Annotated in this window: 21 protein-coding genes; 10 read left to right on the forward strand and 11 right to left on the reverse strand. The window is 65.0% G+C overall.

The genetic code is table 11. The features are described 5' to 3' along the window. Positions 1 to 565: 565 nt before the first annotated feature. From KBZ07_RS07295 to KBZ07_RS07340, 10 genes are all read right to left on the reverse strand, one after another. On the reverse strand, positions 566 to 988 hold the full coding sequence (locus KBZ07_RS07295) for a type II toxin-antitoxin system VapC family toxin (protein ID WP_254930990.1): 423 nt from the start codon (positions 986 to 988) through the stop codon (positions 566 to 568). A gap of 13 nt (positions 989 to 1,001) precedes the next feature. Continuing rightward, positions 1,002 to 1,298 carry an AbrB/MazE/SpoVT family DNA-binding domain-containing protein gene (locus KBZ07_RS07300; protein ID WP_254930991.1) on the reverse strand — a complete coding sequence of 99 codons (297 nt, stop codon included), beginning with the start codon at positions 1,296 to 1,298 and terminating at the stop codon, positions 1,002 to 1,004. Between the two features lie 63 nt (positions 1,299 to 1,361). After that, positions 1,362 to 1,598, reverse strand: coding sequence for a helix-turn-helix domain-containing protein (locus KBZ07_RS07305; protein ID WP_254930992.1), 237 nt, complete (start codon positions 1,596 to 1,598; stop codon positions 1,362 to 1,364). 87 nt (positions 1,599 to 1,685) lie between these two features. Next, the gene (locus KBZ07_RS07310; protein WP_254930993.1) at positions 1,686 to 2,351 is read right to left on the reverse strand and encodes a KilA-N domain-containing protein; all 666 of its coding nucleotides are present in this window, start codon (positions 2,349 to 2,351) and stop codon (positions 1,686 to 1,688) included. A gap of 44 nt (positions 2,352 to 2,395) precedes the next feature. Continuing rightward, positions 2,396 to 2,680 carry a hypothetical protein gene (locus KBZ07_RS07315; RefSeq protein ID WP_254930994.1) on the reverse strand — a complete coding sequence of 95 codons (285 nt, stop codon included), beginning with the start codon at positions 2,678 to 2,680 and terminating at the stop codon, positions 2,396 to 2,398. After that, positions 2,680 to 3,261, reverse strand: coding sequence for a hypothetical protein (locus KBZ07_RS07320; protein ID WP_254930995.1), 582 nt, complete (start codon positions 3,259 to 3,261; stop codon positions 2,680 to 2,682). The genes KBZ07_RS07315 and KBZ07_RS07320 overlap by 1 nt, the downstream gene beginning before the upstream one ends. Next, positions 3,254 to 3,490 (reverse strand): hypothetical protein, encoded by a 237-nt coding sequence (locus KBZ07_RS07325; protein WP_254930996.1) that lies wholly within the window; start codon positions 3,488 to 3,490, stop codon positions 3,254 to 3,256. Before KBZ07_RS07325 ends, KBZ07_RS07320 begins: the two co-directional genes overlap by 8 nt. Continuing rightward, a complete protein-coding gene (locus KBZ07_RS07330; RefSeq protein WP_254930997.1) occupies positions 3,487 to 4,212 on the reverse strand; it encodes a hypothetical protein in 726 nt (241 codons plus the stop codon). The genes KBZ07_RS07325 and KBZ07_RS07330 overlap by 4 nt, the downstream gene beginning before the upstream one ends. A 126-nt stretch (positions 4,213 to 4,338) precedes the next feature. Beyond that, positions 4,339 to 5,034 carry an XRE family transcriptional regulator gene (locus KBZ07_RS07335; protein ID WP_254930998.1) on the reverse strand — a complete coding sequence of 232 codons (696 nt, stop codon included), beginning with the start codon at positions 5,032 to 5,034 and terminating at the stop codon, positions 4,339 to 4,341. A 219-nt stretch (positions 5,035 to 5,253) separates the two neighbouring features. Next, positions 5,254 to 5,631, reverse strand: coding sequence for a VRR-NUC domain-containing protein (locus KBZ07_RS07340; protein ID WP_254930999.1), 378 nt, complete (start codon positions 5,629 to 5,631; stop codon positions 5,254 to 5,256). A 60-nt stretch (positions 5,632 to 5,691) separates the two neighbouring features. Between KBZ07_RS07340 and KBZ07_RS07345 the strand changes: the two genes are divergently transcribed. Both KBZ07_RS07345 and KBZ07_RS07350 read left to right on the forward strand, forming a co-directional pair. Then, the gene (locus tag KBZ07_RS07345) at positions 5,692 to 5,928 is read left to right on the forward strand and encodes a type II toxin-antitoxin system Phd/YefM family antitoxin (RefSeq protein ID WP_254931000.1); all 237 of its coding nucleotides are present in this window, start codon (positions 5,692 to 5,694) and stop codon (positions 5,926 to 5,928) included. Continuing rightward, positions 5,928 to 6,374: a type II toxin-antitoxin system VapC family toxin gene (locus tag KBZ07_RS07350; protein WP_254931001.1), complete on the forward strand. Its 447-nt coding sequence runs from the start codon at positions 5,928 to 5,930 to the stop codon at positions 6,372 to 6,374. The genes KBZ07_RS07345 and KBZ07_RS07350 overlap by 1 nt, the downstream gene beginning before the upstream one ends. Here the strand turns inward: KBZ07_RS07350 and KBZ07_RS07355 are convergent. Next, positions 6,371 to 7,795 (reverse strand): DEAD/DEAH box helicase, encoded by a 1,425-nt coding sequence (locus KBZ07_RS07355; protein ID WP_254931002.1) that lies wholly within the window; start codon positions 7,793 to 7,795, stop codon positions 6,371 to 6,373. The two genes, KBZ07_RS07350 and KBZ07_RS07355, sit on opposite strands and share 4 nt — an antisense overlap. 106 nt (positions 7,796 to 7,901) lie before the next feature. Here KBZ07_RS07355 and KBZ07_RS07360 point away from each other — a divergent pair, with 106 nt between their 5' ends. From KBZ07_RS07360 to KBZ07_RS07395, 8 genes are all read left to right on the forward strand, one after another. Further along, complete coding sequence (locus KBZ07_RS07360) at positions 7,902 to 8,105, forward strand: hypothetical protein (RefSeq protein ID WP_190548267.1); 204 nt, start codon at positions 7,902 to 7,904, stop codon at positions 8,103 to 8,105. Positions 8,106 to 8,115: 10 nt separating this feature from the next. Next, positions 8,116 to 10,743 carry a primase-helicase zinc-binding domain-containing protein gene (locus KBZ07_RS07365; protein WP_254931003.1) on the forward strand — a complete coding sequence of 876 codons (2,628 nt, stop codon included), beginning with the start codon at positions 8,116 to 8,118 and terminating at the stop codon, positions 10,741 to 10,743. Positions 10,744 to 11,030: 287 nt separating this feature from the next. After that, on the forward strand, positions 11,031 to 11,723 hold the full coding sequence (locus KBZ07_RS07370) for a hypothetical protein (RefSeq protein WP_254931004.1): 693 nt from the start codon (positions 11,031 to 11,033) through the stop codon (positions 11,721 to 11,723). A gap of 104 nt (positions 11,724 to 11,827) precedes the next feature. After that, on the forward strand, positions 11,828 to 12,211 hold the full coding sequence (locus tag KBZ07_RS07375) for a hypothetical protein (protein WP_254931005.1): 384 nt from the start codon (positions 11,828 to 11,830) through the stop codon (positions 12,209 to 12,211). A 4-nt stretch (positions 12,212 to 12,215) separates the two neighbouring features. Then, the gene (locus tag KBZ07_RS07380; RefSeq protein WP_254931006.1) at positions 12,216 to 12,752 is read left to right on the forward strand and encodes a hypothetical protein; all 537 of its coding nucleotides are present in this window, start codon (positions 12,216 to 12,218) and stop codon (positions 12,750 to 12,752) included. Beyond that, entirely contained in the window at positions 12,752 to 13,033 is a 282-nt protein-coding gene (locus tag KBZ07_RS07385; RefSeq protein ID WP_254931007.1) for a hypothetical protein, read from the forward strand. Before KBZ07_RS07380 ends, KBZ07_RS07385 begins: the two co-directional genes overlap by 1 nt. Continuing rightward, positions 13,034 to 14,380: a terminase gene (locus KBZ07_RS16290; RefSeq protein WP_254931008.1), complete on the forward strand. Its 1,347-nt coding sequence runs from the start codon at positions 13,034 to 13,036 to the stop codon at positions 14,378 to 14,380. Between the two features lie 40 nt (positions 14,381 to 14,420). After that, a partial coding sequence (locus tag KBZ07_RS07395; RefSeq protein WP_315860146.1) for a sigma factor occupies positions 14,421 to 14,771 on the forward strand: 351 nt, incomplete at its 3' end.

The following is a 14,771-nucleotide window of genomic DNA, read 5'->3' on the forward strand; positions in this document are numbered from 1 at the left end:
GATATTTGTTTATGGTCTGATCGATAAGTAACAGTGAATGAGGATGGACTGCCTGCCAGTGAGCAGTCCTCTTTTGTTGAATTAAAGGTGCATACTACCCATGCATCCTCGGCGTAAACATCATTTGTGATACCTCCACTCGTGACAATTGCCGCTACAACAAAAGCAGCAGTCAAAAGGTTTCTTGCGTCTAGTCTTGTCATGATTCAAAATGGACGACTAATGCTGCTAATGCTGCTAATGCTAATTGGTGCCTAAAGTGCTACTCGCTTTGTCAAAGGTCACTACCGCACAAGCCTCTGCAGCCCAAGTGTACGAAGGATAATGCACTCCAATGCAGTTGCCCATTGCAACGGTAATAGAACCATTGTTCTTGGCCCTTGCTGCGGAGCCGAAGATATTATTCATAGCCATAAATCTTTGCCTAGAGAAACTTGGATCTGCGCCGGCCATTCGCTACTAGATCTCTCCTGTGGTTGCAACTTCTTGGCTTGAGCCTGCAAGACAAGCCACTCTTCGGTAGGAGCGTGAGCCTCTGTTGAGGCTGCGCTTGCTGGCCATCGGGCTACGTGAGGGCGGACATTAGGCCCAGTGTCTGTGCCGCTTGTTGCATCCGAATATCGAAGCTGGCCAGCTGGGTGCAGCGGCTGTGCAGCGCCACCGCCAAATGCAAGGCGTCACCACCCCGCAGGCCGAGGGCCGGATCCTGGAGCAGCTCGGCCGCCTGACGGAAGCGGCCGCGATCGAGCGAGCGCAGTTCAACTCCGCCCTGCAGCAGGCGCTCGAATTGGTCCCCAGCGGCCAGGCGTGCCTCCGCACTGAGGCCGTGAAGGCGCTGCTTCATCCCCAGGGCGCTGTGGGTTTCGGTGATCAGCCAGTCGCTGCTGATTAAGGGTTCGCGGGACTGCGCAAACCAGTCGAGGGCGCGCGAGCTGCTCTCTTCCGGGGTCAGCAGAGCCACCACGACGCTGGTGTCGAGATAGATCATCGATGGGTCAGCGTCACCAGCGTTCACCGCTACGGCATTCCTCAATCACCGAAGGGGTGAGAGCCATGGTGGCCTGCAGTTGACGCAAATCACTGGCCAGAGCAGAGCGATCCAGCCTGCGCAGAGGCTCCAGGCTCAGGCGGCCGTCTGGTCCAATGACAATGTCGATCTCATCGCCTTCTTGCAGCCCGGCCTGACGCAGGCAATCGGCCGGGAGCCTTACCGCCAGGCTGTTCCCCCAGCGGCGGATCGCCTGCGGGAAGTGCTGGCTGGCGTCAGCTGAACGACCTTGAGCCTTGGACTGTGTCAAGGAGCGCCCTGGGCCGTTCCCGGCCACCCGTAGAGACATGACTCTACGTCCGGTTGGTGGTTTTCAGTGCTGCAGATGCCGCCGGCTCCAGCCAGTGATGCTCGCCTCCACGTTTTCTAGGTGCCACTGGAGCGGCCCCCGACCCTGGGTGCAGCCCCAGCGGCGGTAGTGCTTGCCCGGGGTGAGCACCCCTCGCAACCGCAGCTGGCGGAGGGTTTCGCGGCTCATCCCCAGGGCAGTGCAGGCCTCTGCCGTTGTCACCCAGACCCGCTGGCGAGTGGTCGTTACCTGGGTGTCCATCAGCCTCCGGCCAGTTGATCGCGGAAGCGCTTGAGCGTGTCGACCAACCAGGAGCGGCGGTAGCTCTTGACCTGACGCGGGGCCCCGTCAACGAACTGCTGGCGAAGCGGCGGCTCCTGGCCGAAGTCTGTCCGGTAGGCCTCGGCCACCAGCATCCCTGCAGAGCGGTACTTGGCGCGCGGCAGCGCCTCCTGGAACACTTCCAGCCAGGCATCGCTGAGGGTCAGCTCGTCGTCGACAGGAGTGCCGGGTAGAGCCCCCTGAGCTTGCAGTGAGAATGTTGCTGCGGACGATGTCCTTGAACAGGAGCTGGTCGCGCTGGTCGAGTCCACCCAGCCGCTCGAATAGCCCGATGCTGCGCTCCACCAGGGCGATCACATCGACCTCCCGCAGCCGCGGTGGGCTCGTTTCTGCCGGTGCCCTTTGCGCCTGCTGGACGCTCTCCAGAAACCAGCCATCCATCCACACCGCAAACGGTGCGCTGATCCAGCGGGCCAGGTCGACTGCGACCTGGGGATGGACCCAGGTGCCGCCGCCCTGGCCTTGGCGGGACTCGATCAGGTCAAACATCCGAATTACGGAGGTTTCAGCGAGGGCATCCAGATAGGTCTGGCAGCGGTCGCTTTCCCGGTACTTCGACCACTGCTTGTTGTTGGCTTTGCACATGGCCGTGTCATTCACGTAGCCATCACTGGTGCGGAGGGAGATCGGCGTGCCTTTCCAGGAACGGGAGACCAGAGCGGGGTGATTCATCGAGACGAGAGGTGCAGCGGGATGGAACGGCGTCGTTGTGGTGTTCATTGGTCTGAGAGCGGTGTGACGGCGGGAACTTCGCCGGCGTCAGCGCTGGCATCGGAGTGGAAGACGGTGTTGGTGCTGGCCAGCGGCCGCGGTGGCACGGGCCCGGCGAGCACCAGCAGCAGGGTGCTGAGCTGAAATGCCAGGCCCAGCAGCGCCAGAGCGCGCAAGCCAGCCAGGCTGGAAACCGTGACCATGACGGTGGGCCGGCGGGTTCGGCAGAAGGCCGGCAGCTGGGGGCGGGGCCCGAAGGCCCCATTACTGCGGACGTGCGGTGAACCCATCAGAAGGGGGCCTCGTCGTCGTCCTTAACAGCCCAAGCGGATCCGTTGTCCGCACCCGTGGTGTAGCCCTCGACTTCTTCAAACCCGTCGGTGGGATCGACCTGCTCGTAGGGCACGAACTCGACGACCTGAACAGCACGGGGCTGGAAGGTCATGCCGCAGCCGTTCTCCCCGTCCCAGTCGTAGATGTCAAAGGCGACGACCACCTTGGAGCCGTTGCCTATGGCGGCCCCATCCCAGGGCTGCTTTTTGGCATCGACGATGCGGGGCCCCTCGGAGTGGGAGCCGTCACGGCGCTGGAACTGCGGCACCTTGAAGCGCACCACGGTGATCTCGCTGGGCTTCTCCTTGTCGGGCTTCCAAGGGAAGCCCTTCTCGGCGCGGCGCTTGCGGCTGCCGTGCAGGGCGATGAACTGGTCTTCCATCGCTAGCAGGAAGGACTGGGCCCTCTCATCGCTGTTGGGAAGGAGAAGGTCGGCCGTCCAGGCCTTGGGCTTGCTCTTGTCGAGCTGATGCCTGGGGGTGATCAGATGGGCCCAGCGCACTTCGGCGAGGGGGGTACGAAAGATGTCCTTAGCCATGGGTTGAAACGGGGTGAACGGTGGAAATGGGCTGTTGATCGAAAGGAGGCAGGGGCGGCAGACCAAAGCGTTCGCGCAGCAGGTGATGCACTGCCCCGCTGGCCGAGAGGTTGTGGCGCTCCATCACCTCGCGGACTCGCAGGTACACATCTGTGCGCACCTGGGTCTGGATGAAGTGGCGACCGGCGGCCGAGCGTGGCTGCTCGCCGTAGCGACGAAGGCCTTTCACGGCTCCACCGGCGTCGCGGCGTCATCGAGGCCGTGCCCCACGCACTCCTCAAGGAAGTGGTCGACGAAGGCGGCGTGCTGGTGCTGGTTGATGCGATCACCGATGGAGCGGGCATTGCGCGGCACTTGGAAGTGCTCGCGGAACGCCTTGGTCAGCTCCTGGCGTGCTGCCTGGGGCAGGGCAAGGATCCGCTGGTGGGTGGCCTCGATCTCCTGGGGCGTGAGCGGCTCCAGAGCGACATCGATGTCAACTACTGGGGCAGCCTCTTTCTCCTTGCTGGGCTCAGGCCCAGCCGGAGCACCAGTAACCCCGACAGATGCGAGGCTCTTTGCCCCTTTCTTCTCAGGCTCTACAGGCTGAGCCTGTTTGGCCAAAGGGATGCCCAGCAGCATGGCCAGCATCCAGCCGGAGGCCCGCAGCAGGTCGTCGACTTCGTCGGCCCACTCCTCACTGGTGACTTCAGCTCCACCGGAGTGCATCACCGTGACCCGCAACTTGTTGCGGCCGTGGATGTCGACCAGCTGGACGCTGAAGGCAATGCCCGAGGCAAAGGCCGGTCTGGCTGCTTCGACTACAGCAGCTAGATCAAGGGAAGGAACGGCCTGCACCTGCTCCTGGAACGAGGCCAGGGCGGCTGTAAGGGCGCGCTCGGCGCTGCCTTTTTCGTCGAGCAACGGGAGGGCGTCGGTTGGCACGCCTGCGCGTGCGGGGGTTTGGGTCATGACATCAGAGAGCCGGGCTTGTGCCCGCTGGCCTGAGCTTAGCGGCTTGCTAACGCTAGGCGCAACCCCAGACTTTGCTTGCAATCGTCCAGGTCGGCCCTGGTTGCGTCCGCCAGAGCGGTCCGATCAGGCACCCAGCGCTTTCTGCTCCCAGGCGCCGATCCACTGCTCGGGAAGGAACTCCTCGCCATCCACCCAGAGCTGAGCCAGCTCAACCGAGCTGTAGTCGTCGATGGCCAGCACCTCTGAGAAACGCTTCTGGTGCTCCTTCGGTGCACCCTTGACCAGCTGCTCCAGGGCTTGGGTGACGTCGAGACCGCCTTCCTTGATCACGCGGCGCACATGCTGGCGCCATTTCTGACAGATCTCCTCGGCACGCTTCGAGGTCAGGGTCGGCGCGGGCGCTGCTTGAAAGGCCTTGGGCACCGGCACATAGCCGATGTAGCAGCTCCAGAAGTCCACGGCATCCCAGAGCTTGTCGTCATCGCCGTGTAGGGGCTCCGCATCCTTCAGCTGGTCCTTCAACCGCTGGGACTTGACCGGTCCCCAGTCCTTCTCCGCCAGGCGACGGTTGAGCTCCTCGAGCTGAAAGAAGGCCTTCTGGCGCAGCTCGCCGGCCTTGCCCTGCTCGATCACCGAGAGATTCCCGTAGGAAATCACCTCAAACTCGGCTTCTGTGCCCCATTCACATGCGGTGTACTGGGTCCAGCCGTTACGGCGCCGCCAGTTGAGCAGCATCTTCCCAAAGGCTCTTCGGGACTCGTCCTGCCAGTCAAGGACGGCCTGGTAGGTGCGCTTGACGGGCTTCTTTGCTTGTGCCATAGCCCGATCCTAAGCGCTGCTTGGCACTGCTAGCCATAGCTTGTTACAGCTTGGCAGGCTGGTCTCGGTTATTTCCTGGCTCGGCCAAGAGCTGTTTGACCTGTTGAACGGTGAGAACCCGGCCCGTCTGGGCCTGGAAGCGGAGGACTATCGTGTATGGGTGGATGCCGGGATAGCGACGGGCCAAGGCCTGCAGCTGCTTGCGGAGTTCGGGCCTGTTCATTGGACCGACCCGGCCATGGGATTCAGGTCCAGGACGGCTTGAGCCTCTGCAATCGAGCGGCAGACCGAGCCCAAGCCGCCAAGCTGCTGCACCAGCAGCAGAAATGCCCGCTGCTCGGGGCTGACGGTTCCGGAACCCGTCTTGATCTCCAGGGCAACGAACTGGGCAATGCGCTGACCGACCAGTTCAGGCGTGATCTCCAGCGAGCGCAGACCGATCAGGTCGCTGCTGCCCTTGCACAACCCAAAGCGCACGAAGCGCCCCTGCTGGTCGACCAGGGCACCGGTGTTGTTGCGCCAGAGCCGTACCCGCCCGCGGCCGCAGGCCAGGCGGATGCGCTGCTGAATTTCGTGTTCGCTGGGGGAGGAGGCCATGCCTCCTGTTGCCGGGCCATCAGCCCGCCCTAGAGTTGGTCATCCAGATGGTCAACGGCCATGGTGCAGGTGACGGTGGCGGAAGCCAAGACCCAGCTCTCCAGCCTGTTGGATGCTGTGGAGGCTGGGCAGGCGGTGGTGATCACGCGTCGCGGCAAAGCCATCGCCGAGCTGGTGCCGCGCTGCAGCGTGCGTGATCTGCTGCCCCAGCTCGCAACCCTGCGTGGCTCGTTGCCCGAGCAGCCGACCAGCGGCGTGGAGACCATGCGGGCGTTGCGGGATGAGTCCGGCGCCTGATGCTCTACATCGACACCTGCGTGTTGCTGGCGGTGCTGACGCCGGAAGCGCACTCCGCCACGGCAACGGCGTTTCTCACTGAAGCCAGTGCACCGCTGGCGATCAGCTCCTGGAGTGTCACCGAGCTCCATTCCGCCCTCGGCCTGAAGGTGCGCACCAAGGCACTGAGCCAGGCGCAAGCCGAGACGGTGCTGCAGGGGTTTGAGCGCAGCCTGGCGCCAGGCCTGCTGATGCTGGAACTGGAGCCGCAGGACTTCCGCAACGCCAACGCCTGCTTGCGCGGCTGGAGCACGTCCCTGCGAGCGGCCGATGCCCTGCACCTAGCAATCGCCAGCGGCCGTGGCGCCACCCTCTGCAGCCTGGATGCCCCGTTTGTCGCGGCGGCCCAACAGCTGGGCCTGGAGGCTGAACTCCTGGGAGCAGGCGGCAAGCCAGTCAGGCATTAAGCGCTGCGCTGCCTGGCAGCCCAGACATACCTGGCCCAGCCCTGCTTGTAGCCCCGCTCTTGCTCCCGCTCCAGCAGCTGCTCGAAGGTCCGGCAGCCAGCTGCCGGGTGCGTGCGCCGGGGCCTCTGCTGCTGGTTGGGCTTGGGTTTGGGCCGGTGGCGGGCTGCGCCCGTGACTTCAACTAGTTCACCCTCAATCTGCTGGAGTCCGCGGCGCTGCTCATCTCGTTCGTCAGCCAGGAACAGATGGCCGCAGTCAGGGCAGACCTGTACCGCGCTGGGGCAGCTGCAGAAGCAGTGCGGGCAGTCCTTGATCGGAATCGAGACACCCTCACGCCGGCGGCGGCCGGCCAGGTTCCACTCGCGTTCATCGGTCGGCAGGCCGTGGCGATGGGCATTGCCGACGTGATCAAGGATCACGGCCTCCTGCTTCCCAGCTGCGGGCCGCAGGGCCCGGCCGACCATCTGCAGGTAGAGGCTCAGGGAAGCGGTGGGACGCATCAGGATCGCGCCACCCACTGAAGGGATGTCGGTGCCCTCAGAAATGATCATGCAGCTGCTGAGCACCTCCACATCGCCGGTGCCGAGCCCGGCGATCAGGCGTTTGCGCTCTTCGGTCGGGGTGCTGCCACTCACCGAGGCGGCCCGAATTCCCGCACTGCGGAAGGTCGCGGCAATCTGTTCGGCGTGCTCGATGGTGCAGCAAAAAACAATTGCCGTGCCGGGGTAGAGCCGGCGGCGGTAGTGCGACACCGCATCGCCAATGGCGGCCCGATCCCCAAAGGCGCGTGCCGCCTGCTCCAGGTCGAACTCGCCCATATGCCGGCGCCGCAGTTTGCTGTTGCGCGCCCCTGGCCAGGAGAACACCTTGGGCCGGGCCAGCCAGCCCTGTTCGACCAGCCAGGCCGCTGAGGGCCCGAGCACTAGGGCCTCGAAGTAGCCGCCGGCCTCTACGCCCAACCCTTTGCCGTCGAGGCGTTCGGGGGTGGCGGTCTTTCCGATCAGATGGGCGCCTGGCCAGGCCTCGATGATCCGGCCCCAGACGTTGCCTGCCACCAGGTGGTGGGCCTCGTCCTGAATGATCAGATCCGGCGCCGGCAGGGCTTTTAGCCGCCGGACCACGGTCTGCACCGAGCCCACCGCCACCTGCCGCCCCTGGATCCGGTGGCCGGGGGCGATCACATCGGGCTCCAGGCCCCAGGCCCGCACTGTGCCGGTGAGCTGCTCGATCAGCTCAGCCCGATGGGCAAGCACCAGCACCCGCCGGCCCTTGCTGGCCGCGCCGCGGGCGATGGCGCCGATGGTCTGGCCCTTGCCCGCACCGGTGGGCATGACCGCACAGACCCGGCGGTGGAGCTTGAGGGCGGCGCGGAGATCGGCCAGCAGTTGCTGCTGGTAGTCGCGCAGGACGATCGGGGCCACTGGGATTACAGGCGATCAGGACAGTAACTAGCCTCTATCCTTCTTTGGCTCAGCCTAGCGAGAGCTGGCCTAAAGCATTAGGCTGTAGTTCACGAGCGGAGTTCCCATGTCTGACTACGCCCTGCCGGTGAGTGTCTCGATCACCCAAGAGCAACTGGCCTGGCTTGATGCGCGGCGTCGGCACGGCTCCCTGAGTCGCTCAGCCGCCCTGCGCCAGGTGCTCGACGCTGTGATCCACCGTGAGTCCCTGGTTCCCGCGCCTGATCGCGGCTCTACGGGTAATCAGGCGCTTGCCAGCCAGGGCTGGTGAGCGACATCCCATGGCCGATGCCATTGCTGCGGCTCGGGGCCGCTGGCCGGAGATCCTTGCGGCACTAGCAGGGCTGAGCGACGCGGAGCTGAGCGATCGCCATCAGCCCTGCCCACTCTGCGGCGGCACGGATCGCTACCGCTTTGACGACAAAGACGGCAGCGGCTCCTGGTTCTGCAATCAGTGCGGCGGCAAGGACCAGCGCGGTGGTGCCGGCTCCGGCATCGACCTGCTCATGCGTCGGCAGGGCTGGAGTTTTGTGGAGGCCGCCCGGCAGGTGGAGGGCTTCCTTGGTCTGGTGCCTGACGACAACGCCAGCATTCCCAGCCAGAGCTGCAATCGCAACGGCAAGCCCTGGCGCATGCCCGAGAAGCCCCCTGCCGATGCCCCACCGCCCCCGTTGAACCGCGGCGCCACCGCCCAATGGGCTTACCGCAACGGCGCCGGGGAGGTGCTGTTCTGGATCCAGCGGATCCGGCTGCGCAGCGGCGGCAAGGCCTTCCTGCATCGCGTCTGGCTGGATGGGGACTGGCATCGCCCCAGCCGCCGCGATGCCTTCTCCTGCGACTGGCCCGCACCGCGTCCGCTCTACGGCCTGCCGGGCCTGGGCCAACGACCAGAAGCGCCCGTGCTGGTGGTGGAAGGAGAAGGAACCGCCGATGCGGCTACCCGTCTGTTCCCGCAGCACGTGGTGCTGAGCTGGGCCAATGGATCCAAGGCGATCGCCAAGGCGGACTGGACGCCGTTGGCCGGCCGCTCGGTGACGCTCTGGCCCGATGCCGATGCCGACGGCCTAGCGGCAATGGAGAACCTGACCGCCCTGCTGCATCCCCTCGACTGCCAGCTGCAACTGGTGGCTCTGCCGTCGGACCTGCCGCAAGGCTGGGACCTGGCCGACGCCGACTGGACGCCTCGGCAGGCCGCACGTCAGCTAGCCAAAGCGGTTCAGCCATGGACGGCGCCTGATGCCCGATGCGATGGCGGCAGCGGCGATGGTGCCCCACCACCGCCTGCCCCTGCAGCGGCCTCCAGGCCGGCAGCACCCTTCCTCTGCCTTGGCTACGACGCCGACGCGAACTTCTACCAGCCCGCCAGCACCGGCCAGGTGATCCGGCTTCCCCGCGGCTGCCACACCGCCACCCACCTGGTGGCGTTGGCGCCGCTGGAGTACTGGGAAAGCCTCTACCCCAGCCGCACCGGGGTGAACTGGCCGGCGGCGGCCAGCGATCTGCACAAGAGCTCCGCCGCGATGGGGATCTTTGCGGTGGAGCGCATCCGCGGCCGCGGGGCCTGGTGGGATGAGGGCCGCACCGTGCTGCACCTGGGCGATCGCCTGATCACTCCTGAGGGTGAGCACCCGATCACCAGGCCCTTTCGCTCACGGTTCATTTATCAGCGGCTCAAGCGCCTGGAGGGCCCCTGCGGAGTGGAGCCCCTGAGCGTGGCGGAGGCCGGAATGATCGTGGGCATCGCCAACCGCTTCCGCTGGGAGGTGCCGGCCTCAGGCACCCTCCTGCTCGGCTGGGTGGTGCTGGCTCCGATCTGCGGCGCCCTGCGCTGGCGGCCCCATATCTGGCTCACTGCCGGCGCCGGATCGGGCAAGAGCCAGATCCTCGATCGCTTCGTGGCACCGCTGCTCGGCGATCTGAGCCTGGTGGTAGTGGGCGCCACGACCGAGGCGGGCCTGCGTCAGACCATCTGCTCGGATGCCGTTCCGGTGGTCTTTGATGAGGCCGAGAGCAACGAGAAGGGCGACCAGCAGCGGATGCAGGCGATCCTCTCGCTGGCACGGGTTGCCAGCAGCGAGAGCAGCGCCGAGATGCTCAAGGGCTCCCCTAGTGGGGATGTCAGCCGCTTCCGGGTGCGCTCGATGTTTCTGATGTCATCGATCGCCACCGCCCTCAAGCAGGGGGCGGACAAGAGCCGCTTCGCGCAGCTCACCCTGCGCAGCCCCAACGAGATGGGCAAGGAGGAGCGAGAAGCCCATTGGCAGAATCTCGATCGCGATCTCGAGCACCACGTCACCCCTGAGCTGGCGCGGCGGCTGATCGCTCGCACCGTTTCGCTGATCCCGGTGATCCGCCAATCGGTGGTGGTCTTCTCCTCTGCCGCCGCACGCCACTTCGACTCCCAGCGCCTGGGTGATCAGTACGGCACCTTGATGGCCGGCGCCTGGTCGCTGCTCAGTGATTCCGTCCCCACCCAGGAGGAGGCCGAGCACTGCATTGCCTGCCACGACTGGGAGAGCTACAGCCAGAGCACCGAAGTGCCAGACGAGGCCCGCTGCATCCAGACGATTCTGCAGCGCCAGGTGCGGGTGGAGACCGACGACAAGCCCGTCACCCGCACGATCGGTGAACTGGTGGAGCTGGCCGCCTGCCACAACACCTGCCTCGATGTCAGCGCGGGCTTGGCCACCCAGACCCTGGGGCGCCATGGACTGCGGGTGGATCAGGACCGCCTGCTGGTGAGTAACACCGCCAAGGCAATTGAGCACTTCCTCGTCGATACCGCCTGGCAGAACAGCTGGCCTGTGGTGCTGTTGCGCTTGGGCGGTGCGCAACGGGCAGGAGCGGTGCGCTTCTGTGGCGCCGGCATGGTCAGCCGTGCAGTCGCCATTCCCCTGAGCGTGCTGTAACCAGCTGCCGTTACAAAACGGCCAGACATAACAGCAGCGGTAACGCCCAGATCCCATGCACCGCTAGCGATCTGTGCATCCGTAACGATGTAACGCCTCAGGGATCACATAGAGCCCCCTATGAATTCAAAGACGAATTGACACCTTCTCAACCAGACGCTGCTGCTTGCTAATGCCTCTATATCTGAAAAAGGGTTACATCGTTACAGGCACCCCCAGAAGCCACTACAGGCAGGCGATCTCGGCTGTTACGCCCATCGTCACGCCGCGTCACAACTGAAACGGCCATGACCACCACCACCTCCACCTGGCTTGACCCCATCCCCGGCCTTTGGCGGGATGAGGCAGCTCACCGGTACTGGCTCGGCGATCACCTGTTCCCGGTGTCGATCACCGGCGTGCTGGCCCATGGCCTGAGCGACTACGCCAAGCGCTCGATCGAGGCCAAGCGGTCGATCTGGGAGCCGCGCGGCACCACCGTGCACGCAGCCCTTGAGTACTACAGCCAGGCCCGCTTCTTGGCGGGCAAGAGCACCAGAGAAGCTCTGCTGGACGCCGAGACCCTGTGCGGGCACCACCAGTACCGGGACTGGATCCTGCCGCTGCTGCAGCTGCCGCTTTGGGACGAGGTGCAGGTGATCGCCAGCGAACGGCTCAGCTGCTGCCTCATTCGCAACGTGGCGGGGGCCTTTGACGGCGCCTATGTCTCACGGGCCCTGAGTGAGCGCCGTGGCCACGAGGTGCGGGTGCTTTACGACCTCAAGACCCTCTCGGCCCACGGCCGGCCCTACTCCACCGCCGCCCAGCTGGGCGGCTACATGGTGCTGGAAGCTTCCCAGGGCAATCACTACGAGCTGGGCCAGACGATCTGGAGCAAGCCCGGCGAGGCCTTTTGCAGCACCTTCTACAGCCGTGAGAAGTGCCTGAGCGCCTGGGCCGCCGCCTGGAGCCGCTACTGCTCCACTCACAGGCCCTTCTGAGAGCAAGGATCAACGAGAGCCAGCTCAGCAAACTGGCTTGTAGATGCTGGCCGCTAGACTCAGCGGGCTCGGAATCATCCGGGCAACTGTTCTGATGTTCCTCGATGGCGGACCTCCTGCTTGTTGCTGCTCCCCAAGCTCCAGTCGCCGGTGCGGTAACTGAGGCTGATCTCGATGATCTGCTGGACGCGGTCACCGCGATCAAGGCGCAACAGAAGGAGCTGGATCAGCAGCTCGAGCCGCTCCTGGAGGCCCTCAACACGGCGATGGCCACCGGCCAGCTGGATCCGTCTTTCTCCCACAACGACTGGGCCTTTGCCCACAGCACCGGGCGCCTGAGCTACGAGTTCCCACCGGTGGTGCAGCAGATCGAGCAGCAGCTCAAGTCCGCCAAGGAAGCGGCGATCCAGCAGGGCAGCGCCACGGAGAAGCGCGGCAAGCCCTTCTGGACCATCCGCCCCCCGAAGACCCAGCCTCTGCCGTTCTGAGCTGATGCCGACGCGCGCCCACAACTGCAGCGCTGCTGATCCGGTGGAGGAGCTGCGCGCTGCCGCCAGCGCGGAGGACGACAACGGCCAGCCCATCTACGAACCTACCGATCCCGCCCGGCCGATCGGGCATGCCAACCCACCGCGTCGCACCAAGGGACATGCGGCCCAGCCACCGCCCCGGCCGTCACGACTGGAGGTGGAGCGCCGCGTGGCTGAGGGGCAGTTGTGGATCGCCCAGCGCATTCCTCTGGCGCTGATCTACGAAAAAGCTCGTGAAAGCTGGGGGGTGACCAACAGCCAGACGATCAATCGCTACCTCAACCTCGCCCGCGAGCGGATGGTCGAGGAGCTGATCTCCGATCGCCGCCGGCACCAGGCCGAGCAGATCTTTGCCCTCAATGACTGCGCTCGCCGGGCCATGGATGCTGAGCAGTTTTCAGCAGCTGTTGGCGCCTTCCGGGTCATCGCCGAGATCGGCGGCTTGCTGCGCGCTCCCCTCAAGGCACCAGACGGGCAGGCGGCAGGGAGCAGAAGCTGATGGCCGGCCTGCTGCTGGATCCGGGATCTGATCTCTGGGCCGATTGGGGCCTACTTGGTGCCCCCGATCCCTCCCGGTTCACTGCGAAGGAGGCCGCCCCAGGCCTGTTTCGCAACTTCATCAGCGAGGCTTACCCGAGCTACGCCTTCCACACCTGGGCCGAGCGACTGATCGCCTTGCTGCAGCGGGTGGCCGATGGCCAGCTCAACCGCCTGATCGTCTGCTGCCCGCCGCGCTTGGGGAAATCGCTTCTGGTTTCCAAGCTGTTTCCCGCCTACTAGGTGAGCCGCTACCCAACACGCTTCTGCGCCATTGCTTCCTATTCAGCCGAGCTGGCCTATGCCCATAGCCGAGAAGCGAGGCACTACTACCGCGCGGTTGGTCATCCCCTCTCCAAGGACTCCACCGCCGTTGGTAACTGGCTCACCCCTGATCGCGGCGGCTGCATTGCTGCTGGCGTTCGGGGACCATTTACGGGCAAGGGCTATGCCCTCGGGATCATTGATGACCCCTACAAGGGCCCAGAAGATGCCAACTCCGCAGCTCAACGCCAAAAACTGATCGAGTGGTTCCAATCCGTCTGGCTAACCAGATCTGAACCAGGGGTGAACGGCAATGCCGGAGCCGCCCAGGTGGTGGTGCTGACCCGCTGGCATCAGGACGACCTGATCGGCTGGCTGCTGGAACAGGAAAGCGGCGACGCCCCGCAGCACTGGCATTTGCTCAACCTGCCGGCCACCTGCGAGCCGCCCGAGCAGCAGCTCCACTTCGCCGCCACCTGCACGCTCGAGCCGGACTGGCGCCAACCCGGGGAGCCCCTTTGCCCCGAGCGGTTTCCCCTGGCTGAGCTGGAGCAGATCAGGATCCGCGCCGGCAGCTACTGGTGGAACGCTCTCTACCAGCAGCGGCCTTCTCCAGCGGAAGGTCTGCTGTTCCAGCGGCAGTGGCTGCGCCGCGCCAAGGGCCAGCAGACCTTCTCCCCCTTGGTGCTCAGCTGCGATCTGAGCTTCAAGGGAGGGGACGGGAACGACTACTGCGGCTTTGTGCTGCTGGGGCTCCACAGCGACTGCACCAGTCGTCATCCAGCCGTAGACGGCTTGGCCCAGGGCCTGCAGCTGCACCGCAGCGCGGCACTGCTGCCACCTAAAGCGTCATCCCGTACGCACGTGCCAACTAGTCCGGCGGCAGAAGAGGCCGCAGGTGGTGCGATCACCGTGCTGTGGAGCCAGCACCAGCGCCTCGATCTGCCGGGGGTGGTGAAGTTCCTCACCCACACCCTTGCTGATCTCAACCAGCGGGGGCTGACGCCTGATGCCGTGCTGGTTGAGGACGCCGCTAACGGCCCGGCGGTCTGTCAGCTGCTCCAACGCCAGATCCCTGGACTAATCGCAGTGCGGCCAGTAGGCAGCAAGGTCAGCCGCGCCCATGCCGTCGCCCCCTTGCTTGAGGCCGGCCAACTGGGATTTGGCCCTGGCAACGACGACTTGATCACTGAGCTGCTGGGTTTTCCCAATGCCGCCCATGACGACCTGGTGGATGCCTTCTGTCAGGGGGTGATCTGGCTGCAAAACCGCCACTGGCGAGGCCAGGGCAAGGCAACTCCTAGGCCCCTGCTCTTCTCCCGCTGAGGGAGAGACAGAGCCTCCTTTTCACAACTTCTGTCCCGTCATGACCTCTACTCACGCCCAGCACCACCCAAGGCCGCACCAGCCGACACCGGTGCGCACCAGCGCGATCGCAACGCGGCGATTGGATCGCTGTCGCTCGCCCCATGCCACTGCCGATGCCCTGGTGGTTGAGCATCTGCCATTTGCAACCAAGGTGGCGGCCAACTACGCCCGCCGCACCGGCCATCCCAAAGAAGACCTCGAGCAGCTGGCAGCAATCGGGTTGATCAAGGCATCACGCCGCTACGACTGCAAGCGGGTGAACCGCAGCAGCTCCAACTTCATCGCCTACGCCAGGCCATTCGTTAATGGTGAGATCAACCACTACCTGCGCGATAAGGGCTTTCTGATC

It is taken from the genome of Cyanobium sp. BA20m-14, from assembly GCF_024346295.1.